Below are 25,068 nucleotides of genomic sequence, written 5' to 3' on the forward strand. Positions count from 1 at the left end.
CCCTCTCCACCCTTTCGGCAGCCTTCTTTGTTAATCTGTCGATACCGAGTCTGTGAGGGGTTGTCAAAGCGAAGAACCCCTTTGTCCAGACGGTTTTCATCAATTCGGCGCTTCGGCTGCCCCAGCGCCCGAGCCTTGGCCCGTTCCCGTCAATCAGGGGCAGAAAATGTCGTTGGACAGACCGAAGACCATCAGGCTCAGCACAGCGGCGATCCCGATCGACATCAGCACGTTCATAATGCGGTCTGAGGGCGGTTTGCCGACGATCGCCTCATAGCAATAGAACATCAGATGCCCCCCATCCAGGGCGGGGATCGGGAAGAGGTTCAGAAAGCCCACGGCGGTCGAGAGCACCGCAATGAACCAGATGAAATTCTCCAGCCCCGATTTGGCCGCCGCCGCAGAGCCCTGCGCGATGCCGATGGCCCCTTGCAGGTTGCACGAGGAAATATTGCCCGCCACCATATTGGCCAGCCCCGAGACCGATTGCGTGACGATGCCCCATGTCTGGCTTACCGCTCCGTTCAGCGCCTCGCCCAGCCGCGTCGGGCGGGTTTCGGGGGCAAAGACAAACCCGCCGGTCGCGCCAATCATCCAGCGCGTCTCGAAGCCGCCATCGGGCGCGGGAATATCGGTGCGTTTGGGGGTCAGGGCCACCTCGGTGGTCTCTTTCGTTGCCGGATGCCAGACCGTCAGCTTCAGTGTGCGGCCATTCGAACCCGCGACCGCCTGCCGCAGATCCTCGAAGGTCCAGACCGGCGTGCCGTCAATCGAGGTAACCACATCGCCCTCGCCCAGCCCTGCCGCATAAGAGGCGGATTTGGGGGTCACGCCGGTAAAGCGCGGCGGGAAAAGCTGTGGCCCGTCCAGATCGATCGTCTGGCCGTTGCGGTCCACCTGCATCGGCAGCACCGGACCGGTGGGCGCCGTATCCAGCGCCTCGCTGAATGCGGGGTAATCGGGCGTGGCCTTGCCCGCAACCGACAGGATCTGGTCGCCGCTTTGCAGATCGCCCGTGCCTTCAGGCAGCTCGAACAGCGTCCCGATCACCGGCTTATCGGTGGCGGTGCCGGTGTAAAGCATCAGCCCCGCGATCACCGCGATGGACAGGATAAAGTTGAACAGCGGCCCCGCGATCACCGTCGCCGCCCGCGCCCAGAGCGGCGCGCCATGCATGGTGTGACGGCGCTCTTCGGGGCTGAGCTGCGCCATTTCCGCGTCATTGGCCTTGGCCGAGGCCGCATTGGCATCGCCCAGAAACTTGACATAGCCGCCAAAGGGAAGCGCCGCGATCTGCCAGCGTGTGCCATGCTTGTCGGTGCGCGAGATCAGACGCGGCCCGAAGCCCAGCGAGAACACCTCGGCCTTGATCCCCGACCAGCGTCCGATGATATAATGCCCGAATTCATGGATCGTGACGATGATCGACAGGGCGACCACGAAGCTCACGACCGTAAAGACGAAATTCCCCAGATCCGGCAGCAAATCCACGCGATCAATTCCTTGCTTTACGTCAGTTGGTGACTTTGGTCAGGTAATGCGACGCCAGCGCACGGGCCTCGGCATCGGTATAAGCGATGGTATCCAGACTTAGCGCCGAATTGCAAAGCCCCTGACGTGCCGACATCTCGTCCAGCACCTCTTCGACCACGGTGGCCATATCCAGAAAACCGATCCGGCCATCGATAAACCCGTCAAGCGCGATCTCTTTGGCGGCGTTGAAGGCCGCCCCCGCCGTGCCGCCGATCTCCATGACCTCATAGGCCAGCCGCAGCGCCGGATAGCGCGCGGCATCGGGCGCACGGAAGGTCAGCGCACCGAGTTTGGCCAGATCCAGACGCTCGACAGGCAGCTCGGCCCGTTCGGGCCAGTTGAGCGCATAGCCGATGGCATGGCGCATATCGGGCGCGCCCATATGCGCCATCAGCGCCCCGTCGCGAAACCCGACCAGCGCGTGCACCATACTTTCGGGATGGACAAGCACCTCGATCTTCTCGGGAGCCACGCGGAAAAACTCGCGCGTTTCGATGATTTCCAGCGCCTTGTTGAACATCGAGGCGGAATCGATGGTGATCCGCTGCCCCATATTCCAGTTCGGATGGCTGGAGGCCTGCGCCACCGTCGCGGTGGCCAGCTTTTCCATCGGCCAGTCACGGAACGCCCCGCCCGAAGCGGTGATGATAATGCGCTCGACCGCCGAGATATCCTCGCCCACCAGCGCCTGAAACACGGCAGAATGCTCGCTATCGACAGGCAGGATGCGCGCACCGTGACGCTCGGCCTCGGCCAGAAGCAAAGGCCCTGCGGTCACCAGGCTTTCCTTATTGGCCAGCGCAAGCGTGGCCCCCTGTTTCAGGGCGCGGAACCCCGGTGCAAGACCCGCAGCCCCGACGATCGCCGACATCACCCAGTCGGCAGGGCGCTCGGCAGCCTCGATCAGGGCCTGTGTGCCTGCGGCGGTCTCGATGCCGGTGCCTGCAAGCGCCTCGCGCAGCGCGGGAAGACAGTCGTCATAGGCGGTCACCGCCAGTTCGGCCTTCAGCGCGATGGCCTGTTCGGCCAGACGCCGCACATTGCGCCCGCCCGTCAGCGCCACGACCTGATGATCGGATCGCTGCAAGAGATCGAAAGTGCTTTCGCCAATAGACCCCGTCGACCCGAAAACTGAAATGCGCATTGTTTAACCGGCTGCCGTCAGCGGCAGCTCTCCGAATTGTGCAAGAAGAAGAAGCACCAGCACCACGCCGATCAGCGCGTCGAAACGGTCCAGCACCCCCCCGTGACCGGGGATCAGCGACGAGCTGTCCTTGACCGCCGAGCGCCGCTTCAGCCAGCTCTCGAAAATATCGCCCAGCTGACCGGCAAAGGCCAGAAGCGGGGACATCCAGATCAGTGCGGCGCCTCCGCCCAGCTGCACAAAGCCGAAGCCGAGAACCAGCGCCCCGACCCAGCCTGCCACGGTGCCGGACCATGTTTTCTTGGGGCTGATCTTGGGCCAGAATTTCGGCCCGCCAACCATGCGGCCCACGAAATAGCCCAGCACGTCGGAAACCACGACCACACAGATGATCCAGGTGATCGCCCCCACACCCTGCCCTTCACGCAGAGCCACAAGCCCGTAGCCCGTCAGCATGATCGCCAGCGCATAGCTGGTGAAAAAGCGCCGGTCGCGGCGCGGACGCCAGAGCCCCGCGATGGGCGGCAGGATCAGAAGCGGCAGGTAGAAGGGCGAATGCATGAACAGGATCAGCGCCAGCGTCCCCGCTGCGATCAGCCCCAGAAGGATGGCGCGTGTAGTGCGGTCGGGGGCCGTCATCGCCGACAGCTCCCAGATCATCAGTCCCGTCACGATGCAGCAGACGGTGGCAAAGGCCAGACCGCCCCAGCCCACCGCGACCGCGCCGATCGCCGCCATGACAATCGCGGATGCGACCCGCTTGCGCAGATCCCCCCAGCGTCCAGCCGTCTGGGTCATGCCTTCACCCCGCCAAAGCGCCGGTCGCGATTGCCGAACCGCGCCAAAATCCCTTCCAGCTCTGCCGGTGTGAAATCGGGCCAGAGTGTCTGGGTGAATTCATATTCCGCATAAGCGGCCTGCCAAGGCAGGAAATTCGAAGTACGGGTCTCGCCGGAGGTGCGGATCACCAGATCCGGATCGGGCAGCCCCGCCGTATCGAGGCGGGCCTCAAGCGTGGCCTCTGCGGCGGTTGTCAGCGCCTCCTCGGAAATCAGACCGGCAGCAAAATCCCGCGCCATCTGCGCTGCCGCACGGCCCAGTTCATGCCGTCCGCCATAATTGATCGCCACCGTCATGGTCAGGCGGTCATTATGTTTCGTGCGGTCTTCGATACTGGCCATCAGCCGCGCCAGCTTACCATCCAGCCGCCCGCGCGCACCGATAAAGCGCATCCTGACACCAAGCGCCGAAAGCGAATCCGCCTCTTTCTCGATATAGCGCGAGAAAATGGCCATAAGGCCCAGCACTTCCTCGGTCGAGCGTTTCCAGTTCTCTGTCGAAAACGCATAGACCGTCAGGTAGCGCACGCCGAGCGAGGGGCAGATCTTGGTGATTTCCTTGATCCGTTCCGCACCGCGCCGGTGACCGGCCAGACGCGGCCAGCCCCGGTTTTTGGCCCAACGCCCGTTGCCATCCATAATGATGGCAACATGGCGTACACCGTAATCGATGTCGCCACCTTGCGTCGAAGCCGACAGGTCCTTGCCCTGCTTTCGCTTGCTCAGCGCCATTTGGGCCGCCTTTCGCACTGCATTCCGTCGAGGCTCAGACCTGCATAATCTCGGCTTGCTTGCCCTCAAGCGCCTTGTCGACCATCGCCGTATATTTGTTGGTCAGGTCCTGAACTTCGCCTTCCCAGAGCTTCACATCGTCTTCCGACATGCCATTGCCCTTGGCTTTCTTGATCTGGTCCATCCCGTCGCGGCGCACATTGCGCACGGCCACACGCGCGGATTCCGCATAGGAGGCGGCCACTTTGGTCAGCTCGCGGCGGCGTTCCTCGTTCAGCTCGGGGATCGGCAGCATGATGATGGTGCCGTTGAGCTGCGGGTTGATGCCCAGACCGGATTCGCGGATGGCCTTTTCAACCTTGCCGACCATGCCCTTGTCCCAGACATTGATGGTGACCATGCGCGGCTCGGGCACGTTGACCGTGCCAAGCTGGTTGATGGGGGTGATTTGACCATAGGCATCAACCGTGATCGGGTCGAGCATGGAGCCCGCCGCACGACCGGTGCGCAGCGAGGCAAATTCGGTTTTCAGCGCGCCCATTGCGCCTTCCATGCGGCGCTCCAGATCATCGGTGTCGATTTCGAAATCGTCAGACATGTCGTCTCCGTCTGCTTCTTTGTCTTGCTTGAACAGTATCTAGCGCGCAATCACGCAAATGTATAGGCCGCGCGGGTGCGGGCGGGTCAGCCCTGCACGCGCGTATAGGTCCCCTGACCTGCCAGTATCCCCTTGAAGCCGCCCGGCTCGTCCAGCGGGAAGACGATAATCGGCAGGTTGTTGTCGCGTGCCAGCGCAATCGCCGAGGCATCCATCACCTTGAGGTTCTTTTGCAGCACCTCGTCATAGGTCACATGGTCATAGCGTTTGGCATCGTCGAATTTCTTCGGATCTTTGTCATAGACCCCGTCGACCCCGTTCTTGCCCATGAAAATGGCTTCGCAGTTCATCTCGTTGGCGCGCAGCGTCGCGGCGGTATCGGTGGTGAAATAGGGGTTGCCGGTGCCTGCCGCGAAAATGCAGATGCGTTTTTTCTCGAGGTGGCGCACGGCACGGCGGCGGATATAGGGCTCGCAGACCTCATCCATCGGGATGGCCGAGATCACACGGGTATGGATACCCAGCGCCTCAAGCTGCGCCTGCATGCCAAGCGCGTTCATCACGGTGGCCAGCATTCCCATATAGTCGGCGGTGGTGCGCTCCATGCCTTGGGCCGAGCCTGCCAGACCGCGGAAAATATTGCCGCCGCCAATCACCATGCAGATCTCGACGCCCAGATCATGGACGGATTTCACTTCGCTGGCGATACGGGCAACGGTTGGCGGGTGCAGGCCGTAGCCTTGGTCGCCCATCAGGGCTTCCCCCGAGATTTTCAAGAGGACACGTTTATACTTCGCTGCCGGGTGTTGGTCCGCAGACATCTCGGGTTCCTCATTTGTCAGTTGTCATCGGGGCGCAAAATGTCGCAAATGCGCGTCGGGTTCAACTCGGGAAATGCGCCGAATGGCGGTTTCGGCGATATTTGGTAACATCCGACTTGAGGTAACTTCGTGCAGACGGGCGATATCGTGGAAAATCTTGAAGAAAATCGTCCGGTTGTGATTGGGGGCGCGACCGCGAGCGGAAAATCGGCGCTGGCGATCGCGATTGCCAAGGCGCAAGGGGGCGTGGTGGTGAATGCCGATGCGCTTCAGGTCTGGTCCTGCTGGCGCGTGTTATCGGCCCGCCCGAGCCCCGCAGAAGAGGTCGAGGCCCCTCACCTGCTTTACGGCCATAAGACACCGGGAGAAAACTACTCGGTCGGGCACTGGTTGCGGGAGGTGGCGCAGATCCTTGACGCGCATCGTGCGGGCGGGCCGCGCCCGATCATCGTTGGCGGCACGGGCCTTTATCTGAGCGCGCTGACCGAGGGGCTGGCCGATATTCCCGCAACGCCGGAGGCCATCCGGCTTGAAGCCAACCAGCGGCGCGCAACCGAAGGCGCCGAAGCCCTTCTGGCCGAGCTGGACCCCGCCACTGCCGCCCGCATCGATACGCTCAACCCGATGCGCATCCAGCGCGCATGGGAGGTGCAGCGCAGCACAGGGCGCGGACTGGCCGCGTGGCAGGATGACACCCCGCCGCCTCTGCTGCCGCGTGATCAGGCCCATTGTCTGGTGATCGAGGCCGATCGCGACTGGCTTGCCAAGCGGATCGACCGCCGGTTCGATCTGATGCTGGAACAGGGCGCAATCGACGAGGCCCGCGCCGTGCTGCCCTATTGGGACCCGCAGGCGCTCTGGGCCAAAGCCATCGGTGCGCCCGAACTGGTGGAACATCTGCTGAGTCGCCTGACGCTAGAGGAGGCGCGCACACTGGCGCAGGCGGCCTCGCGCCAATATGCCAAACGTCAGCGCACATGGTTTCGTAGCCGGATGAAGCTCTGGCACAAGATACCGCGCCCCTGACCGCCCAGCCCTGCCGAAATGCAAAAAACGCTTGGTCAAAGCGCGACACCGGTCTTAGTCTTCCAGACGGGGTGTATCCGAGTGCTCGGAGTTTGTTATGGCAATTTTTTCTGCAAGGCCGTTTTCTGCAACCGGACGTTCTTTACCGATTGATCCCCCAGATGTCCGCTCTCCCCCGCTCTCCGGCACATCCTCTGCGCCGCCGCCCTACCGGCTGGAGCCCATCGCGCATCTGTCGCAGGCCGGACGCTGGCGGATGGAGGCCCTGCGCGCCCTGTCCGAACCCTGCCTTTACTGGATCACCCGCGGTCAGGGCCGTGTGACAATCGGCGGCATCCAACGAGGCTATGGGGCCCATAACGCGCTTTATCTGCCAGCCGGTATCATGCATGGGCTGGAAATCAGCAATACAACGCAAGGGCTTGCACTGTTTCTCGGGCAAGATCACGATCCCTCCTTTCCGGCGCATCCCCACCACCTGCGTATACGCGACCTTCAGGACCAGAGCGAACTGACGGGCCTGCTGGACAATCTCGGGCGCGAGACGTGCTCTACCCGACCCGCCGCACCCCGCGCCGCCCAGCATTATCTCGGCCTGCTATCGGTCTGGCTGGAGCGTCAGATCGCGCTGTCACCGCGCGACGATCTGCGCGGTAAGGCCACGCGGCAACTGGTCAACCGTTTCACTGCCCTTGTGGAGCGCGACTTCCGCGCGACCCAAAGCGTTTCGGATTACGCGATGAAGCTGCGGGTCACGCCCACCCATCTGTCGCGTGCCTGCCGTGATGCCTGTGGCCGTCCGGCTTCGGATCTGCTGCAGGAGCGGCGGCTTTACGAGGCCCGCAAACTGCTGCACGATACCGACATGCCCATCAAGGACATCGCCGCGCGGCTGGGGTTCCGCAGCCAGACCTATTTCGCGCGCAGTTTCCATAGCCAGACCGGGAGCACGCCCAGTCATTTCCGGCAGACAAGGCCCTGACACCTCGGCCATTTTGCCCTCGGGCATAGCGCAGAGCAATGAGCCAGCCCTCACGTATTGCGCCCTTCAACGCGCTTGACCGGATATCACTCCAGTGGCGATAAATAGGGAAACGGCTGCCCCCGCCCTTGGCGGGTCTCTTTGGCGAACACCTTGCAAAAAGGCTCTGCCAAGGCGTTCCCTTGCCTGCCCGGCCCTTTCAGGGGGGCATGTTCAACGGAGGCATGGCTCCGGAAAGGACCGGAAACACCACGCCCCTAGGGGCGCAGGTCTCGCGTGACCTAGCGTTTCGTGCCCATGCCCAGCCCTAGCCCCTGCTGTATCAGCCCCAACTCAAGGCTGATCTTGCGGCGCTGCGCGTCGACATGCAGCTCTGTCGCCTGAATACGGCGGGTATGATGGGTAATCTGGCGCAAAGCGCGGCCATGATCGTCATGGGAACGGGTCTCGCGATCCACACAGGACCGGTCATCCTCCAAGACAGGATCTGTCGCACTCTCCCGCGACAAGATACGGGACTGGTACATACACACTTCCTCCCTACTGCAAGCCAGTTTCGACTGGTTACAGTCAGGAGGTTACATGAAACAGTTAACAAGCATTTAACAGTTTTCAGCCAAACCCCGCCATGACGAAAACTTACTTTCGCCAAACGTGCATTTCCGGGTCGTGCTGCCTACTCTTCAGGCAGGCGACAGATATCGGAGCGCGTCAGAAACCGCATCGGGCGCCCGTTATCAAGGCTGAACTGGCCGCCACCCAGACCGGGGATCGCATCGATGATCAGGTCCGTATGCTTCCAGCCCTCGTATTGACTGCCGGACATGTAAACGGGCATTCCGCCGATCTCGCCCAGCTTCACGTCATTCTCGCCAAGCCGGAACTCGCCCTGCGGATAGCACATCGGCGCAGAGCCATCACAGCACCCGCCGGATTGGTGAAACAGAACCGGACCATGCTCGGCCACGATCTCCGCCAAAAGCGTCAGGGCGGGTTCGGTTGCGCTGACCTGTGTCATGCTCTTTCCCTTCTTGGCAGACCGCCCGACCCTCGCGGGCCGGGCGATCCGGAACATTTTACCCTCAAGCGGCGCTTAGAAGAAGCCCAGCTTGTTCGGGTTGTAGCTGACCAGCATGTTCTTGGTCTGCTGGTAGTGGTCGAGCATCATCTTGTGGGTCTCGCGGCCGATACCGGACTGCTTGTAGCCACCGAAGGCCGCATGCGCCGGATAGGCGTGGTAGTTATTGACCCAGACGCGGCCCGCTTGGATGTTGCGACCGAAGCGGTAGCAGGTGTTCGCATCGCGCGACCAGACGCCCGCACCCAGACCGAAGAGCGTGTCATTGGCGATTTCAAGCGCCTCATTGGCATCCTTGAAGGTGGTTACCGAGACAACCGGTCCGAAGATCTCTTCCTGGAAGACGCGCATCTTGTTGTGACCGCGCAGAATGGTCGGCTGGATGTAGTAGCCATTGGCCAGCTCGCCCGACATTTCTGCCGCCGCACCGCCGGTCAGCACTTCCGCGCCTTCCTTACGACCGATATCCATATAGGACAGGATCTTCTCTTTCTGCTCGGCCGAAGCCTGCGCACCGATCATGGTCGCCGCATCACGCGGGTCGCCCTGGATGATCGCCTGGGTGCGCTTGATGGCGCGCTCCATGAACTGCTCGTAGATGTCTTCCTGGATCAGCGCACGCGACGGGCAGGTGCAGACCTCGCCTTGGTTCAGCGCGAAGAGAACGAAGCCCTCGATCGCCTTGTCGAAGAAAGCGTCATCTTCGCGGCAGACGTCGGAGAAGAAGATGTTCGGCGATTTGCCGCCCAGCTCCAGCGTCACCGGAATGAGGTTTTCCGACGCGTATTGCATGATCAGACGGCCGGTGGTGGTTTCACCGGTGAAGGCGATCTTCGAGATACGCTTGGACGAGGCCAGCGGCTTACCGGCTTCGAGGCCGAACCCGTTGACGATGTTCAGCACGCCCGGCGGAAGGATGTCGGCGACCAGTTCCGCGAAGACCATGATGGTCGCGGGGGTCTGCTCTGCCGGCTTCAGAACGATACAGTTGCCTGCCGCCAGTGCCGGTGCCATTTTCCATGCCGCCATCAGCAGCGGGAAGTTCCACGGGATGATCTGGCCGACAACGCCCAGCGGCTCGTGGAAGTGATAGGCCACGGTGTCCTCGTCGATCTCGGACATGGTGCCTTCCTGGCTGCGCAGGACGCCTGCGAAGTAGCGGAAGTGGTCGATGGCTAGCGGAACGTCTGCCGCGCGGGTTTCACGGATCGGCTTGCCGTTATCCCAGGTCTCTGCCGTTGCCAGCAGTTCGAGATTGGCTTCCATGCGGTCCGCGATGGCCAGCAGGACAGCGGCGCGTTGCGCGGGCGAGGTTTTGTGACCCCAAGCCTCTTTTGCGGCATGGGCAGCATCAAGCGCGTCATCGACGTCCGAAGCGTCGGAGCGAGCGATCTCGCCGATCACACCGCCGGTGAGGGGCGTGATATTCTCGAAATAACGGCCCGCATTCGGAGCTTTGAACTGACCGTTGATGAAGTTGTCATAACGCTGACGGAAAGGCGAAACCATCACGCCTTTGAATTCGGATGCCAGATCATTGGCCATTTTTGTCTCCTCCCAAAGAACTCCGGCATATGCGCCGGTCTGGATGTATCTTTACAACAAACAACCGCTTTGCATAGGCGCTATGCATAGGAAGAAAGTCGTAGATGTCTCACAGGTGAGACAGCCCGCCTTCTGCCCGCCGCCAGACACGCGGTCAGACACGCGGCCGCGTCAGACCTTCAGGCCCAGAAATTTTGCCTTGCGATAAAAGGTTGCGCGCCCGATCCCCAAGGCACGGGCGGCAGCGGTCACATTGCCCCCGCTGCGCGCCAGAGCACGCGACATCTCGGCCCGCTGGGCGGCATCCAGCCCCTGTTTAGGGGCCAGATCCAGCAGATCGGCGGCGGGAATCGTCCCCAGCACACCGCAGTTCAGGTTCAGCCTGCGCCGTGCCGCGCGGGTTGCCCCAACCACCAGATCATCGCGGTCAAGCGCCAGCAACGCCACGCTCTGGCCACCGCTTTCCTCTTCGGCCAGCGACAAGATCCGCGCATCGGAATATTGCGACCGGAACAGCGCCGTCTCGATTCGCTGCGCGGTGTCCTGAACGCTGACCGCCAGCAGCCGCGCATAAGAGGCATCCAGATCCAGACGCGCGGAGCTGACATCAATCACCCCCGACAGCAGCCCGCTCGGTCCGAAAATCGGGGCCCCGCTACAGCACAGCACGGTATTGCTCTCGCGGAAATGATCCTCGCGCCAGATCGTGACGGGGCGCTCCTCGGCCACACAGGTGCCGATGCCATTGGTGCCTTCGGCCTGCTCCGACCAATCGGTGCCGGTGACCAGATTGCAGGACTGGAACCCGTCGATATCGGCGCTGCGGATACGTTCATCCAGCACGACACCATGCGCATCCGACAGAAAGACACTACAACCGCTATCGGCCACGGTCGCGGCGAGCCGGTCCAGATGCGAGGCCGCCAGCCGGATCATCGGGCCGACGATCTCCTGCCGGTCACGAATCTCGTTGGATGTCAGGCGCTCGCGGCCCGGTGCAACCGAAGGGTCCAGTTTGTGGTGAATAAACGAACGGCGCCAGCTTGCAGCGACGCCCGAACGTCCTGCCGCAGAATTCGACGCAATCACAGCCTGAATACGATCGCTATGACGGTCTTTCATGGACTCTTGCATAATACGCAAATTGAAAAGCCTCCCCTCTCTTCCCTGCACAAGCGAAGGATAGGCCGGAAGCGCTTTTCAATGCAAACGCTGTCTGAGCGATGGGCGCCGCTCAGACCCGAAGTCAAGGAGATCAAAGCTCTCCGTCTTCGTCGTCCTCGCCTTCATGGCGCTTGCCGCGGAAGCCTTGCGCCACCACGAACTTCTCCGAACTATCCGAGCGGGACGCCGGAGGTTTGACATTGGCAACCTTCGTAAAATTCTTTTTCAAGATGGTCAGCAATTCGTTTTCTGCCCCACCTGCCAAGACCTTAGCCACAAAGGTGCCGCCCTCTTCCAGCACATCGAAGGCAAAATAGGCGGCCGCTTCACATAAGGCGATGATGCGCAGGTGGTCGGTGTTCTGGTGCCCCGAAGAAGCCGCCGCCATATCGGACATCACCACATGGGCCGTCCCGCCCAGCCACGCCTTCACCTTATCGTCAGCACCCTCGGAAAGGAAATCCAGCTGGTGCACTTCGGCCCCCGCAATCGCATCGACCTCCTGCAGATCGACGCCCAGAACGGTGCCCACCTTCTTGCCCGATTTCTCGCCAAGCGCGTTCACACGCTTGACCGCCACCTGACACCAGCCCCCCGGCGCACAGCCAAGGTCAACCACACGTGCCCCCGGCACGAGGAAGCGGTATTTGTCATCAAGCTCAAGGATCTTGAACGCCGCCCGCCCGCGATAGCCTTCCTTGCGCGCCCGCGCGACATAGGGGTCGTTCAACTGGCGCTCAAGCCAGAGCGTCGAACTCAGCTTGCGGCCCTTTGCCGTTTTGACCCGCACGCGCAGATCGCGCTGGCCCCGACCCGAGGTGTTCTTGCCCGTAGGTGTCTTGACCATACTCTACTCCAGTTCTTCAAGGACGCCATCGGCGGCCATCTGTGCATATAACAGGCCCTCGCGCAGGCCACGGTCGGCCACGGAAAGCTGGTTGGTGGGCCAGACCCGCATCAGGGCCTGCAGGATTGCCGCCCCCGACATGATCAGCGAATGACGGTCCCGCCCGATGCGCGGGTCAAGCCGCCGCCCGTCAGGCCCAAGCCGCAGGAAGGACCGGATCACCCCGTCAATCTCCGAGGTGTTCATCATCAGCCCGTCAACCCGATTGCGGTCATAGCGACGCAGGCCCAGATGGCAAGCCGCAACCGTGGTGACCGTGCCCGAGGTGCCGATAATCTGGAAGCCTTCCTGCGGGCTGCCCGAGGCATAGGGCGTGAAATCGGCAAGCTTTTCCTCGAAAAACCAGCTCATAAGGGCAAAGCGCGCCGCATCATCCTCGACATCGCCATATTGGTCCTTCAGCGTGGCCACCCCCAAAGGCACCGAAATCCAGTCAACGACACGCGCGGCAGGCCCCGGCATGTTGCTTTGGTCAAATCCATTCGCCAGCCGCATGATGGCCCGCGCCCGATCTCCGGGCGGGACATCCTCGAGGTCGATCCACACGAGTTCCGTCGAGCCGCCCCCGATATCGACCACCAGCACCTGCTCGGTATTGGGCCGCACCAAAGACCCGCAAGAAATCACTGCAAGGCGGGCCTCTTCTTCCGCCGGAATAATCTCCAGCGGCAGGCCGGTCTCGCGCCGGACATAGCGGATGAAGTCACGCGCGTTGCGGGCGCGGCGGCAGGCCTCGGTGGCCACCAATCGCATCCGCTTGACGCGGTGTTTCTCGATCTTGCGGCGGCAGATCTGCAACGCCTGCACCGTTCGCGCCATCGCAGAGCGCGACAGCCGACCCGAGGCTTCCAGCCCCTGACCGAGTTGGACAGCTTTCGAGAAGCTGTCGACCACATGGAACTGAGAGCCCTTCGGACGGGCAATCAGCATGCGGCAGCTATTGGTGCCCAGATCCAGCGCGGCATAAAGCTCGTTGGAGTCTGGACTCGGGCGCACGGGGTGCTCTACCGATATATTCGGGAACGCGCCCGCAGCCCTGGGACGCTTGGGCGTCATGGTCACGCCCTCCGATTTCAAGTTGCCTCCAATCTATCCACTCCCCTCCGGAGTATCAAGAGAGCCAAAGCAAATCCGCCCCGCGAATAGCCAGACCGTCCACACCTGAAATGACACTGTATACGGCCCCGAATGCGGCAGTGGCCTGTCCGGCTCCGGATCTCTTGCGTGATCCTCTGGCGCGAGCCGCGGGTCCGCGCATCGAATCACGAATAGGCCGCGCTGCGATATTCCCATTCAGCCGCCCATCCCGTAGAAAAAGACCAACAGGAGATCTGACATGACCGAAGACATCTATAGCCATCTCACACAGCTCGGCGGCGAGACCAAGCTGCCGCTCTCGCCCGATCAGGCGGTTCTGGAACGCGTGCCCAACCCGCATCCCGGCACGCGCTATACCGTGCGCTTTGTCGCCCCCGAATTCACCTCGCTCTGCCCGATGACAGGGCAGCCCGATTTCGCGCATCTGGTGATCGACTATATTCCGCGCGACTGGCTGGTAGAGTCGAAATCGCTCAAGCTCTTTCTGGGATCGTTCCGCAATCATGGCGATTTCCACGAAGCCTGCACCGTCGGCATCGGCAAGCGCCTTGCCGAAACACTGGACCCCGAATGGTTGCGCATTGGTGGCTACTGGTATCCGCGCGGCGGCATTCCGATTGACGTCTTCTTCCAGACCGGCCCCCAGCCCGAGGGCGTCTGGATCCCTGATCAGGGCGTTCCGCCCTATCGTGGCCGCGGCTGACCAGGCTTTCACAGTGAGAAAGAACGCGCCCCCTTTCGGGCGCGTTTTTGTTTGCGCAAACGATCCGCAGGCACCGCTTGACTTCCGGCCCCTAGGGAAACTAAACCTTTAATTGCATTTTAACGGGAAAGATCAACTCACAATAAGCATGTTTATAATACCGTAACCGATATGCGCGATCTTCTCCTTACGTAAAGCGTTCCGGCGTCGCTCTTCACCCCATTACGCGATCCGTCGAAGCGCTCTCATTCCCGCCCGCACTTGATGGCAGCCTGTTCGGGCGGGAATGAACGTCTTGATTCTGAAGGCCCATCAGGAACGTAAACGGAACATTTTGAGCTTGCTCAGAAAACGGTCAGCCTACATCCCGTGAAAAAGCGGAAATCTATGGCTCTGATCGTTAAATATTAGCTTAAGTTTGAGAAACAAACCGTTGAATTGCCAAGATTTCACCCAAGGATCAAAGGGCTTTATGGCGGGAATGTGACCAAAACCCTCGATTTCAGGGGCATCATCGGAAAAGATGGTCTCATTGCGGCAAAATGAAGATGCGACCGACGGATTTCGTCCAAATTTGCCTTAAAGTTTATACAATCGTAAACCAAACGTTTACTCACGAAGATGCACGTTTTAGCGTGTAGTGGGGTAAAATAACTGGGGGAACGCACTGCCATGCGGTTCCAATTTCTGCGTAATGCAGTGAGACACGAGGGGTCGTGTCCACTGCGCTCATTGGCTATGCCCAAGAGCAACTTTACAAAACGTGTTCTAGCGGGTCTGACCGCTGGCACGACGGCTGCGCTTCTTTCGGGATGCACGGTCGATCACCCGAAAGTCACGCCATCCGCGCGGGCTTCAACTGCCGCATTTGCGGCCTCGCATGATGACCTGTCACGACAGGTCGCGCCGCGTGTGTCATCCAGCAATATGGCCAGCAACAGCCAGCTTGCCACCGATTTCCTCGAACTCGGGTTCGAGCTTGAATCGGGGCGGCCTCTGGCACAGTTCACGCGTTTCGAGGGGCCGATTTCGGTGGTTCTCACCGGCAAGGTTCCGGCGCGAGCGCCCAGCGAGCTGGGCACGCTGATCTCGCGGCTGCAACGCGAAGCGGGCATACCGATTTCGGCTAAAACCGGTAATTCCAACAGGATAACGGTCGAATTTGTGCCACGACGCGAGATGCGCAGCCTGGTGCCAAGTGTCGCCTGTTTCGTGACGCCCAATGTCACCTCCTGGGAGGAATACCGCAAAACGCGGCGTTCCGCGGTCTCGGACTGGACGCGCGTGAAGCAGCGGACCCGTGCGGCGGTGTTCATTCCGGCAGATGTGTCCGCGCAAGAGCTGCATGACTGCCTGAACGAGGAAATCAGTCAGGGGCTCGGGCCGCTGAACGATCTGTATCGCATTCCGGATTCAGTCTGGAATGATGATAACTTCGTCTCCACCCTCACCCGTCATGACATGACGATCCTGCGGGCATGGTATGATCCGGCACTGCATTCGGGCATGAGCCAGCCCGAAGTCATGGCGGCGCTGCCCGCTGTGCTGTCGCGGATCAATCCCTCGGGCGGGCAGTTCAGCCGCGTGCTGTCGGACCCGACACCGCGCAGCTACGAGGATGCCGTGAACCGCGCGATGGCCTCGGGCGGGGCCGGTCGCCGGCAGGCGGCGGCGCGGCAGGCGATCCAGATCGCGGCGGCGCAGGGCTGGACGGATACCCGCATGGGGTTTGCATGGTATCTTCTGGGGCGGCTGTCGCCCAATGATCCCAATCAGGCGCTTCAGGCCTATCTGAAAGCCAGCGAATATTTTGCGATCACGCCACGGGCCTATATGCAGACAGCGCATACCGATATGCAGCTTGCGACCTTTGCGCTGGGGTCCGGACGCGCCGATCAGGCCATCCGCCTCAGCACACGCGGATTGCAGAATTCCAGCGCTTCGGGCAACGGAAAGCTGGCCTACGAGCTGCAAACGATCCGCAAGCAGGCGCAAAAAACGCTGGGACAGAGCGGCGGCGCGATGATGGCTTTCGCGGAATGATCCCGACGGGGCCGCTGCATTTTCCTGTAGCGGCCCCGTCTATTACGGCTGTCTTTTGCAATCGGATATGCCACACTGGCGCCCGACCCGCCCATAAAGATACCCGAGATGTTCCGTCCCTTCCTTCTTCACCTCCGCCAGCATCAGGTGCCCGTATCCTTGCGGGAATATCTGGCCTTTCTGGAAGGTCTCTCGCGCGGTTTATGTCTGTATGACAGCGAGGCGTTCTATTATTTCGCCCGCAGCGCGCTGGTAAAGAACGAAGCCCATATCGACCGGTTCGACAAAGCTTTCTCTGCTACTTTTCAAGGGCTTGAGATGCTTTCTTTAGACGATGTCCTTACCGCCTTCGATCTGCCTGAAGAATGGCTGACAGCCCTTGCCGAGGCCACGCTCAGCCCGCAAGAAAAGGCCTTGATGGAGGGTGCGGGGAGTTTCGAAGAGCTGATGAACACCCTGCGCGCGCGTCTGGCCGAACAGAAAGACCGCCATCAGGGAGGCAGCAAATGGATCGGTACGGCGGGTCGGTCCCCCTTCGGGGCCTATGGCTATAATCCCGAAGGGGTGCGGATCGGGCAAGATAGACCGCGTGAAAGACGTGCCGTAAAGGTCTGGGATAAGCGGGAATTTCGGGATTTCGATGATGGTCTCGATCTTGGCACGCGCAATATGAAAATCGCGTTGCGTCGTTTGCGGCAATGGGTGCGCGAGGGCACCACCACCGAGCTGGACCTGCCCAACACGATCCGCGCCTCCGCCGATGCGGGCTATATCGATGTCAAAACCCGTCCCGAGCGGCGCAACGGTGTGAAACTGTTGCTGTTTCTGGATGTGGGCGGCTCGATGGATGACCATATCACCTTGGTGGACGAGCTGTTTTCGGCCCTGAAGACCGAGTTCCGGCAGTTCCGTCACTTCTATTTCCATAACTGTCTTTACGAATATGTCTGGACAGAGAACCGCCGCCGCTTCACGGAGCGGCTGTCGACATGGGACATCCTGCGCCAGTATGGCAGCGATTACCGCTGCATCTTTGTCGGCGATGCGGCCATGTCGCCATATGAAATCGCGGTTGCGGGTGGCGCCAATGAACATTGGAATGACGAGCCGGGCCAGATCTGGCTGGAGCGCGCCCGCCAGCAATGGCCGCGCCATATCTGGCTCAACCCCGCGCCGCAGTCTCTGTGGGCCCGGACCCACTCCACCCAGATGATCCGGCAGATCTTCGAAAACCAGATGTATCCCCTGACCTTGGACGGTATCTCCCAAGGGGTAAAGGCACTCTCATGAACTCCAATCTCATCCGCTGCCACCGTATCTGGTGCCGCCATCGGCTACTCTCGCTGGTCTTCGTTCTGGCGGTCGGCCTGACGGCGGTCTTTGCCTGGCACACGATCGACCGCGCGGTTTACTGGGCCGATCCGGGGCATCACGAAAGAACGCCGGAAAGCTGGATGACACCGCGTTATATTGCCCGCTCATGGGACCTGCCGCAGGATCGGGTCGAGGTCCTGCTGGATCTGTCCGATCAGACCGAGCAGGGGCATAAACCGAGATTGCGCGATCTGGCGCGCGCGGAAGGAGTACCGGTATCCGTCTTGATTGACCGTTTGAAAACAGGTCTGCCCGCTATGGTCCGCGCGGAGCAGAGCCCATGATGGCGCAGCTGACAGACCAGCTTCTGGCGCTGCTTCCTCTTTGGGGGCCGTGGCTGATTGCACTGGTAACTTTCGGCAGTTGCCTTGCCCTGCCCGTGCCCGCCTCGCTCGTGATGCTGGCAGGCGGCGCCTTTGTGGCCTCGGGCGATCTGGATCTGTGGTCACTGTTTCCGGCGGCGCTGCTGGGGGCGGTCTGCGGTGACAGGCTGGGCTATGCTATCGGGCGGATCGTGGCCCGCCACCTGCCCGAACCCGAAAGCAAGCGCGCGCGCCTTATGGCCAAGGCGCTGACCCGTCTGGACCGCAATGGCGGCTGGGCGATCTTCCTGTCGCGCTGGCTGTTCTCGCCGCTTGGCCCCTATGTCAACTTTGCCGCAGGCACCGCCCGTTATCCGCGCCACCGCTTCTGGCTGGCCTCGGTTGCGGGCGAAAGCGTCTGGGTCTCGCTCTATATCGGGCTGGGCATGGTGTTCGGGACCAATCTCTCGGCGGCGTCGGATCTGGCGGGCAGCATCATCGGCACGATTGCCGCCGCCACGGTCGCGATTTTTCTGGGGCGCTGGCTATGGCGCAGTGTCCGCCGCAAGGCACCGCATCAGGTCTCCGATGCTGAGGGAATGCTGCCGGAGGTCCCCGTCGAGGGCCTGCCGCAGGTGTCCGAATGATACGGCTTCTGGTTCTTCTGCTGCCGGTGCTGGCCGCAGTGGTGATGTGGCAGGTCTCCGCATGGTCCCTTGCGCGGCGGCTTGATAAAAGCGCGACACGCCTGAAGGACCCTTTGTTGCTGGCAGGGGTCGACCGACTGGCCGCCGCGATGGAGTTGCGCGCCATTCCGGTCTATGTGCAGGAAGTGCCCACGATCAACGGCCTTGCCGCGCCGGACGGGCGGGTATTCCTGACACGCGGCTTCCTGCGGCGCTACGAAAGCGGCGAGGTCGGCGCCGAAGAGTTACTCTCGGTCATCGCGCATGAGCTGGGGCATGTGGCACTGGGGCATTCGAAGCGGCGGATGATCGACTTCGCGGGACAGAACCTTGTGCGGATGCTGATCTTTTCGGTTCTGGGGCGGATGGTGCCGTTTCTCGGTCCGCTGCTGGCCAATCTGGCCATGCGGGCTTTGGCTGCGCGCCTCAGCCAGCAGGACGAATACGAGGCCGATGAATTCGCCACCGCGCTGATGATCAAGGCGGGCTACGGGGCCGAGCCGCAAATCCGGCTTTTCGAAAAGCTCGACGCCCTGACCCGACAGGGACCACGCAGCACGCCCGCATGGCTGATGACCCATCCCGAGACCCGCCTGCGGGTCGAGACCATCCGCCGGAATGTTGCGAAATGGACGGGCACGGGATCAAAGCCGCCATCGGCCCCGCCTTCGGGCCGCCTGCAATAATTCTTACTTTCGCAGGATTTAGGCGCTATCGTGCCGCAAAGAGATCAGGCAGGGTCAATGGTGCACCAGCAATCACAAGATCAGGGGCTGCGCAGGCGGCGGGTGTTCTATATCCCCGGCTATGATCCGTTTCCACCGCGCCGCTACCGCGAGCTCTATCGCCGCGAAAGCGCCCAGCAGGCAGCGATCTCGGGGTACGAGATCAGCCAGAAAGCCAGTGGAAGCGCGGGCAAATACGGCTGGCAGGTAAGTTCGACGCAAGACGGGCAACAGGTCGAGGCGGTGATCGAGGTGCTGCTCTGGTCGGATATCGTGCGCGCGTCGATGGGGCGCTCTATCGCCGCCACCTATCTGCAACTGGTCCAGACCGCGTGGCGCTATATCGGCAGCGCGGCGCTGTTCCGCCTGATGCGGCTCCGCCTTGGGCCGGTGATTGCCGCGCTTTATCCGGTGGTGGCGTTGCTGACCCAGTTGCTGTTGGGCCTTCTGGCGGCCACGGCGGTCTATGGGGCCACATTCTGGGCGGGCGAGGCGCTGGGGCTTGGCCGACACCCGCTCGCCTTGCTGGCGCTTTTGCCTGCGGGCGCGGTGCTGGGCGTGATCCTGCGCTGGTTTCGCGCCCATGATAACCGCTTCTATGCCTATTACCTGCTGCATGATTATGCCTTCACCGCCCGCTGGAACGGGGCCTATCCCGCAACGCTCGACAGCCGCATCCAGCAATTCGCAGACCGGATCGCCCATGCCCTGCACGAAGATTGGGACGAGGTGCTGGTGATCGGCCATAGTTCGGGAGCGCATGTGGCAATCTCGGTTCTGGCAGAGCTGGACCGGCGCGCGCCCGCCTCTGACACGCCTCTGGCCCTGTTGACGCTTGGCCATGTCGTGCCGATGGTCAGCTTCCTGCCCAAGGCAGAGCGGCTGCGTGGGGACCTGCACAGGCTTGCCGCCAGCCACAGGGTCACTTGGGTGGATGTCACGGCTATGGGCGACGGCTGCTGTTTCGCGCTTTGCGATCCGGCAGGGGTCAGCGGGGTTGCCCCCGCCCGACAGACCGGCCCCCTGATCTTCTCGGCCGCATTCCGGCAAAGTCTGAGCGAGGCGCGTTGGAAGGCTGAACGCCGGCGCTTTTTCAGGTTACATTTCCAATACTTATGCGCCTTTGATCGCGTGCAGGATTATGATTACTTCCGCATCACCGCAGGCCCGCTGACCTTGGCCCAACGCTATGCCACGCGCGCACCTTCGCCCAGCAGGCTTGCCACGCCCGTCAACCGCTTCCGGTCCATGTCATGACCCCGCCGAAACCCGCACCGCGCCCCGATAAGGTCTCGCTCTGGCGCTATATCCGGCTGTTCAAACAGGATATCCTCTCGGCGCAACCGGCACGGCTTTATCGCGCCAAGATGGCCGAATTCCGCACGCCCTTCTTCCGGTCCTATCTGTGCAACACGCCCGAGCTGGTGGATCTGGTGCTGCGCGCCCGCCCGCAGGATTTTCCGAAATCCGACCGTATCCGCGAGGGTCTGGCCCCTTTGCTGCGCAATTCGGTCTTTGTGACGAATGGTGCGGTCTGGGCCCGCCAGCGCCGCATCATCGACCCCGCCTTCGAGGGCGGCAAGCTACATCAAAGCCTGCCCGATATGTGGCAAGCAGGGTTGAACTGCCTGAAGCGCCTTCACAAGAGTGCCGGACAGCCTATTGATATAGAACCGGAAACCTCGCATGTGGCGGCAGATGTCATCTTTCGCACATTGTTTTCGCTACCGATCGAGGACCGCACTGCCGCGCAGGTATTTACCGCCTTCCGCGCCCATCAGATGTCGGCCCCTGTGGTCAATCTGGCGGCCCTTCTGCCCTTGCCGCGCTGGCTGCCGCGCCCGCATTCGCGCCAGACCCGCGAAACGGCGACCCAGATCCGGCAGCTGATCGAAGACCTCACGCGCCGCCGCGCCGAAGAGATCGCGCAGGACACAGCCCCCGATGATCTGGCGACCAAGATCATGACCATGACCGATCCCGAAACCGGCACCCGTTTCAGCACCGATGAGATGGTCGATCAGGTGGCGATCTTCTTTCTGGCGGGGCATGAAACCTCGGCTTCGGCGCTGGCATGGGCGCTCTATCTGCTGGCGCCCCACCCCGAATGGCAGGAAACACTGGCCGAGGAGGCGCTTTGCCTGCCTGCGCATGAGGCCCCCGATATGGCCCTGCTGAAACAGCTGAAACTGTCCCGCGCCGTCTTCCGCGAGGCCATGCGGCTATATCCGCCGGTGCCGATGTTCGTGCGCGAGACCACCTGCCCCGAGACCTTCCGCAAGCGCCCCGTCAAACGCGGGTCGCAGGTGGTGATCTCGCCCTGGCATCTGCACCGCCATGAATTGCTATGGGACAACCCCGACGGCTTTGACCCCTCCCGCTGGGACACGGAAAACGGCAAAAGCTGTGCGCGTCAGGCCTATATCCCCTTTTCAGCCGGTGCGCGCGTCTGCCCCGGTGCGGGATTTGCGATGGCCGAGGGCGTGCTGCTCCTGTCGATGATCCTGCGCGACTTCCACCTGACCGCCCTGCCCGAGCGCCCACCCCGGCCTGCCGCCCAGCTGACCGTGCGCAGCAAAAACGGCATCTGGCTGACCCTTACGCCGCGCCAATGAAAAACCGCCCCGAAGGGCGGTCTCAGCTTATTCTCCGGCGACCCGTTCGGCCTCGGGGATTTGGCTTGAGGGCTTGCCCTCGACCATATCCTCAAGGCTCATACCGCGCGTCTCCGACACCATCTTCCAGACGATGAAGAAGGAGATCAGCGCAAAGCCCGCATAGAGGCTATAGGCCAGATCCAACCCGATCGCGGCCAGCACGGGGAATGTGGTCGACACCACGAAATTGGCCAGCCAATTCGCCGCGCCCCCCACGCCAAGCGCCATGCCGCGGATCTTATTGGGGAACATCTCGCCCAAGAGAACCCACATGACCGGACCCCAGCTGGCACCAAAGCCGATGATGAACACATTAGCCATCACCAGCGCCACCGGTCCCCAAGGTGCGGGCAGCGAGACGCTATCTGCCGTGACCACCGCATGGTTGAAAGCCAGCGCCATCACCCCCAGCGAGACGGTCATCAGGGCCGAGCCCCAAAGCAATAGCGTCTTGCGCCCCAGACGGTCGATCAGCAGGATCGCGATGATCGTCGCCACGATATTCACTATCGACGAGAAGACCGAAATCATGAAGCTGTCGCTTTCCTGAAAACCGACCGACTGCCAGAGCGTAGTGGAATAGTAGAAGATCACATTGATCCCCACCAACTGCTGGAACACCGCGATCAGGATACCGACCCAGACGATGGGGCGGAAGAAGAATGCCCCGCCGGTGAGGTCGCGGAAGCTCTTGCTGTCCTCGCGCTTCATGGTCTCGCGGATCTTGGCGATCTTGCTGTCCAGACGCGCGCGACGAACGCCGACGATCGTCTCGAGGATGTCACGCGCCTCGCTGATGCGGTCTTTCTCCACCAGATAACGCGGGCTTTCCGGCAGACGCAGCGCCAGCACACCGTAAAGCACCGCCGGAATCAGTTCCGAAAGGAACATCCAGCGCCATGCTTCCATGCCCATCCAGAGGGTGCCAGCCGCTCCACCAGCGACACGGGCGACAATCGCACTGACCAGAAGCGCCACGAATATGCCCGAGACAATGGCCATCTGCTGCATGGTGCCAAGGCGGCCCCGCTCGTCCTTGGGGGCGACTTCCGCGATATAGGCGGGCGCGATCACCGAGGCGAAGCCCACCCCGATCCCGCCGACAAAGCGCCACAGGATCAGATCCCACTGGCCGAAAGCCAGCCCCGAGCCAAGCGCGGAGATGGACAGAAGCGCGGAGGCGATGATCATCGTCTTCACCCGCCCGAACCTGTCCGAGCACACCCCCGCATACCAAGCCCCCGCCATAGCGCCCAGAAGCGCGCAGGAGACCGTAAAGCCGATGCCCGAGGCCGAAAGTCCGAAGCCATCGCGCACGGCATCCACCGCGCCATTGATGATCGAGCTGTCATAGCCGAACAGAAAACCGCCCAAGGCCGCTGTGCAGGCGATCATCAAAAGCCTGCCGGACATCACCCCGTCATCCGAAATTTCCGCCATACTCCCCTCCTGCGCCGTAATGTCCGGCGCTTGCCTGATCTGCTTTTCATGTGTCGGATATCTGTCCGTTCACATGATGTGAGACAGGGCAAGGTCAAGCGGCGGACGAAGGGTCGCCTTTGGTCTGTGGCGCAAAACCACGAAAAAGCCGGCAAAAAATGCCGGCTCTGTTACATTTGCTTACAAACCGGAAAAGATCAGAGTTTGTAGATGGCCGAGAACTTCTCTTCGAGATAATCCAGAAGCGCGGTCTCGTCGGGGGCTGTCCCGCAGGCGGTGGTGATGGTCTCGACCGGCGGACGTAGCCCCCCGTGACGCTGCAGGTTCTCGCGCAGCCAGTCGGTGGCGGGCGCGGTATGCCCCTCGGCCAGCGCCCCGTCCAGATCGGGCACCGCGCCACGGATCGCCTTCATCAGGCAGCCCGCATAGAGATTGCCCAGAGCATAGGTCGGGAAATAGCCGAACAGCCCCACCGGCCAATGCACATCCTGCAGGAAGCCATGCGAGGGCTTATCGACCGTCAGCCCGAAATCGGCTTTGAAGCGGGTGTTCCATGCCTCTTCAAGGTCGGTCACCTCCAGCTTGCCGGAAATCAGGTCCCGCTCCAGATCAAAGCGCATCATGATATGCAGGTTGTAATGCAGCTCGTCGGCCTCGGTGCGGATATAGCCCGGCGCCACACGGTTGACGGTGGCAAAGAAGGCGTCAGCATCAGACACACCGAAATCGCCAAACATCTCGGTCATGCGCTGGTAGAGCCAGCCGGTAAAGGCGCGCGAGCGGCCCAGCTGGTTTTCATAGATCCGGCTTTGGGATTCATGCACGCCCATCGACACACCCGCCCCAAGCGGCGTGAAATTATAGGCGGGATCGATGGCCTGCTCATAGCAGGCATGGCCCGTCTCATGGATCGTCGAATAGATATTGTTGAAGGGGTCACGTTCGACCACGCGGGTGGTGATGCGCACATCATTGCCCGATCCGGTCGAGAATGGATGCACGGCAATATCCATCCGCCCCCGCGTCCAGTCATAGCCGAAGGCCGAGGCACAGATCCGCGACAGCCGCATCTGCGCCTGCTCGGGGAAGGTGTGGTCAAGCGCTGCGGGCTTGACGGACGACCCCGCCACGCGGTCGCAAAGATCCACCAGACGCGGGCGCATCCGGTCAAAAACCTTGCCGATGTCCTTGGCCGAGGTGCCGGGCTCATAGGCCTCCAGCAGCGCATCATAGGGGTCGCGCCCGTCCGATAGCGCCTGCGCCTCTTCGCGTTTCAGCCGCACGACCTCCTCGAAGGTCGGCAGAAAGGCCGACGGGTCTTCGGCGGCGCGCGCATCCGCCCAGATGCCCTGGCTGAGCGAGGTCAGCCGCGCGATTTCTGCGGCCAGACGCGCCGGAATACGCATCGCGCGGTTATAGTCGCGCGCGACCATATCCAGCACCCGCGCCTCTGTCTCGTTGCGCGCCTCGGCCCGTACCAGCCAGTCCGAGATCCGCGGGTCGGTGCGGCGGGCATGCAGGATTGCCTCCAACGCCCCCGTCTCTTCCGCGCGGTCATCGGCAGCCCCGCGCGGCATCACCGTTTCCTGATCCCAAGACAGCCGCTGGGCGATCTTCTCGAGGGCTGCGGTTTCGCGCAGATGGGCGGTAAGGTCTTGATAGGCAGACATT

General features: G+C 61.9%; 24 protein-coding genes. 10 read left to right on the top strand and 14 right to left on the bottom strand.

What is annotated here, in order from left to right; genetic code table 11:
* Positions 1-153: 153 nt before the first annotated feature.
* The 6 genes from rseP to pyrH form a co-directional block, all read right to left on the bottom strand.
* Positions 154-1,500, bottom strand: a complete 1,347-nt coding sequence (gene rseP / locus WDB88_RS09230; RefSeq protein WP_339109509.1) for an RIP metalloprotease RseP — start codon at positions 1,498-1,500, stop codon at positions 154-156.
* Between the two features lie 13 nt (positions 1,501-1,513).
* Complete coding sequence (gene dxr, locus WDB88_RS09235; RefSeq protein WP_339107377.1) at positions 1,514-2,677, bottom strand: 1-deoxy-D-xylulose-5-phosphate reductoisomerase; 1,164 nt, start codon at positions 2,675-2,677, stop codon at positions 1,514-1,516.
* 3 nt (positions 2,678-2,680) lie between these two features.
* Positions 2,681-3,475 (bottom strand): phosphatidate cytidylyltransferase, encoded by a 795-nt coding sequence (locus tag WDB88_RS09240; RefSeq protein WP_339107378.1) that lies wholly within the window; start codon positions 3,473-3,475, stop codon positions 2,681-2,683.
* The gene (uppS, locus tag WDB88_RS09245; protein WP_339107379.1) at positions 3,472-4,248 is read right to left on the bottom strand and encodes a polyprenyl diphosphate synthase; all 777 of its coding nucleotides are present in this window, start codon (positions 4,246-4,248) and stop codon (positions 3,472-3,474) included. Before uppS ends, WDB88_RS09240 begins: the two co-directional genes overlap by 4 nt.
* A gap of 34 nt (positions 4,249-4,282) precedes the next feature.
* Entirely contained in the window at positions 4,283-4,846 is a 564-nt protein-coding gene (frr, locus tag WDB88_RS09250; protein WP_339107380.1) for a ribosome recycling factor, read from the bottom strand.
* An 86-nt stretch (positions 4,847-4,932) separates the two neighbouring features.
* Positions 4,933-5,667, bottom strand: coding sequence for a UMP kinase (pyrH, locus tag WDB88_RS09255; protein WP_339107381.1), 735 nt, complete (start codon positions 5,665-5,667; stop codon positions 4,933-4,935).
* A 144-nt stretch (positions 5,668-5,811) separates the two neighbouring features.
* Here pyrH and miaA point away from each other — a divergent pair, with 144 nt between their 5' ends.
* Positions 5,812-6,693, top strand: a complete 882-nt coding sequence (miaA, locus tag WDB88_RS09260) for a tRNA (adenosine(37)-N6)-dimethylallyltransferase MiaA (RefSeq protein WP_339109510.1) — start codon at positions 5,812-5,814, stop codon at positions 6,691-6,693.
* A 97-nt stretch (positions 6,694-6,790) separates the two neighbouring features.
* Positions 6,791-7,675: an AraC family transcriptional regulator gene (locus WDB88_RS09265; RefSeq protein ID WP_339107382.1), complete on the top strand. Its 885-nt coding sequence runs from the start codon at positions 6,791-6,793 to the stop codon at positions 7,673-7,675.
* Positions 7,676-7,956: 281 nt separating this feature from the next.
* Here the strand turns inward: WDB88_RS09265 and WDB88_RS09270 are convergent, their stop codons facing one another.
* The 6 genes from WDB88_RS09270 to WDB88_RS09295 form a co-directional block, all read right to left on the bottom strand.
* The gene (locus tag WDB88_RS09270; RefSeq protein ID WP_339107383.1) at positions 7,957-8,202 is read right to left on the bottom strand and encodes a hypothetical protein; all 246 of its coding nucleotides are present in this window, start codon (positions 8,200-8,202) and stop codon (positions 7,957-7,959) included.
* Between the two features lie 149 nt (positions 8,203-8,351).
* Positions 8,352-8,693, bottom strand: coding sequence for a DUF779 domain-containing protein (locus WDB88_RS09275; protein WP_339107384.1), 342 nt, complete (start codon positions 8,691-8,693; stop codon positions 8,352-8,354).
* Between the two features lie 75 nt (positions 8,694-8,768).
* Positions 8,769-10,298, bottom strand: coding sequence for an aldehyde dehydrogenase (gene adh, locus WDB88_RS09280; protein WP_339107385.1), 1,530 nt, complete (start codon positions 10,296-10,298; stop codon positions 8,769-8,771).
* A 171-nt stretch (positions 10,299-10,469) separates the two neighbouring features.
* Positions 10,470-11,420: a helix-turn-helix domain-containing protein gene (locus WDB88_RS09285; RefSeq protein ID WP_339107386.1), complete on the bottom strand. Its 951-nt coding sequence runs from the start codon at positions 11,418-11,420 to the stop codon at positions 10,470-10,472.
* 133 nt (positions 11,421-11,553) lie between these two features.
* Positions 11,554-12,309 (bottom strand): RlmE family RNA methyltransferase, encoded by a 756-nt coding sequence (locus WDB88_RS09290; RefSeq protein WP_339107387.1) that lies wholly within the window; start codon positions 12,307-12,309, stop codon positions 11,554-11,556.
* 3 nt (positions 12,310-12,312) lie between these two features.
* Complete coding sequence (locus WDB88_RS09295) at positions 12,313-13,425, bottom strand: Ppx/GppA phosphatase family protein (protein WP_339107388.1); 1,113 nt, start codon at positions 13,423-13,425, stop codon at positions 12,313-12,315.
* Positions 13,426-13,705: 280 nt separating this feature from the next.
* Here WDB88_RS09295 and queF point away from each other — a divergent pair, with 280 nt between their 5' ends.
* The 8 genes from queF to WDB88_RS09335 all read left to right on the top strand — a co-directional run bounded on the left by queF (position 13,706) and on the right by WDB88_RS09335 (position 21,915).
* Positions 13,706-14,170, top strand: coding sequence for a preQ(1) synthase (queF, locus tag WDB88_RS09300; RefSeq protein ID WP_339107389.1), 465 nt, complete (start codon positions 13,706-13,708; stop codon positions 14,168-14,170).
* A 738-nt stretch (positions 14,171-14,908) separates the two neighbouring features.
* Entirely contained in the window at positions 14,909-16,213 is a 1,305-nt protein-coding gene (locus tag WDB88_RS09305) for a DUF2927 domain-containing protein (protein WP_339107390.1), read from the top strand.
* A gap of 108 nt (positions 16,214-16,321) precedes the next feature.
* A complete protein-coding gene (locus WDB88_RS09310; protein ID WP_339107391.1) occupies positions 16,322-17,503 on the top strand; it encodes a VWA domain-containing protein in 1,182 nt (393 codons plus the stop codon).
* A complete protein-coding gene (locus WDB88_RS09315) occupies positions 17,500-17,871 on the top strand; it encodes a hypothetical protein (RefSeq protein WP_339107392.1) in 372 nt (123 codons plus the stop codon). The genes WDB88_RS09310 and WDB88_RS09315 overlap by 4 nt, the downstream gene beginning before the upstream one ends.
* Positions 17,868-18,536, top strand: a complete 669-nt coding sequence (locus WDB88_RS09320) for a DedA family protein (protein ID WP_339107393.1) — start codon at positions 17,868-17,870, stop codon at positions 18,534-18,536. Before WDB88_RS09315 ends, WDB88_RS09320 begins: the two co-directional genes overlap by 4 nt.
* Positions 18,533-19,261, top strand: a complete 729-nt coding sequence (locus tag WDB88_RS09325; RefSeq protein WP_339107394.1) for a M48 family metallopeptidase — start codon at positions 18,533-18,535, stop codon at positions 19,259-19,261. The genes WDB88_RS09320 and WDB88_RS09325 overlap by 4 nt, the downstream gene beginning before the upstream one ends.
* Before the next feature lie 57 nt (positions 19,262-19,318).
* Positions 19,319-20,557, top strand: coding sequence for a hypothetical protein (locus WDB88_RS09330; protein ID WP_339109511.1), 1,239 nt, complete (start codon positions 19,319-19,321; stop codon positions 20,555-20,557).
* Positions 20,554-21,915: a cytochrome P450 gene (locus WDB88_RS09335; RefSeq protein WP_339107395.1), complete on the top strand. Its 1,362-nt coding sequence runs from the start codon at positions 20,554-20,556 to the stop codon at positions 21,913-21,915. The genes WDB88_RS09330 and WDB88_RS09335 overlap by 4 nt, the downstream gene beginning before the upstream one ends.
* A gap of 27 nt (positions 21,916-21,942) precedes the next feature.
* Here WDB88_RS09335 and WDB88_RS09340 read toward each other — a convergent pair whose 3' ends face one another.
* Together WDB88_RS09340 and WDB88_RS09345 are read right to left on the bottom strand one after the other, a co-directional pair.
* Complete coding sequence (locus WDB88_RS09340; protein ID WP_339107396.1) at positions 21,943-23,397, bottom strand: sugar porter family MFS transporter; 1,455 nt, start codon at positions 23,395-23,397, stop codon at positions 21,943-21,945.
* A 197-nt stretch (positions 23,398-23,594) separates the two neighbouring features.
* A complete protein-coding gene (locus tag WDB88_RS09345) occupies positions 23,595-25,067 on the bottom strand; it encodes a carboxypeptidase M32 (RefSeq protein ID WP_339107397.1) in 1,473 nt (490 codons plus the stop codon).
* Position 25,068 lies beyond the last annotated feature (1 nt).

It is taken from the genome of Thioclava sp. GXIMD4216 (assembly GCF_037949285.1).
Lineage (GTDB): Bacteria > Pseudomonadota > Alphaproteobacteria > Rhodobacterales > Rhodobacteraceae > Thioclava > Thioclava litoralis.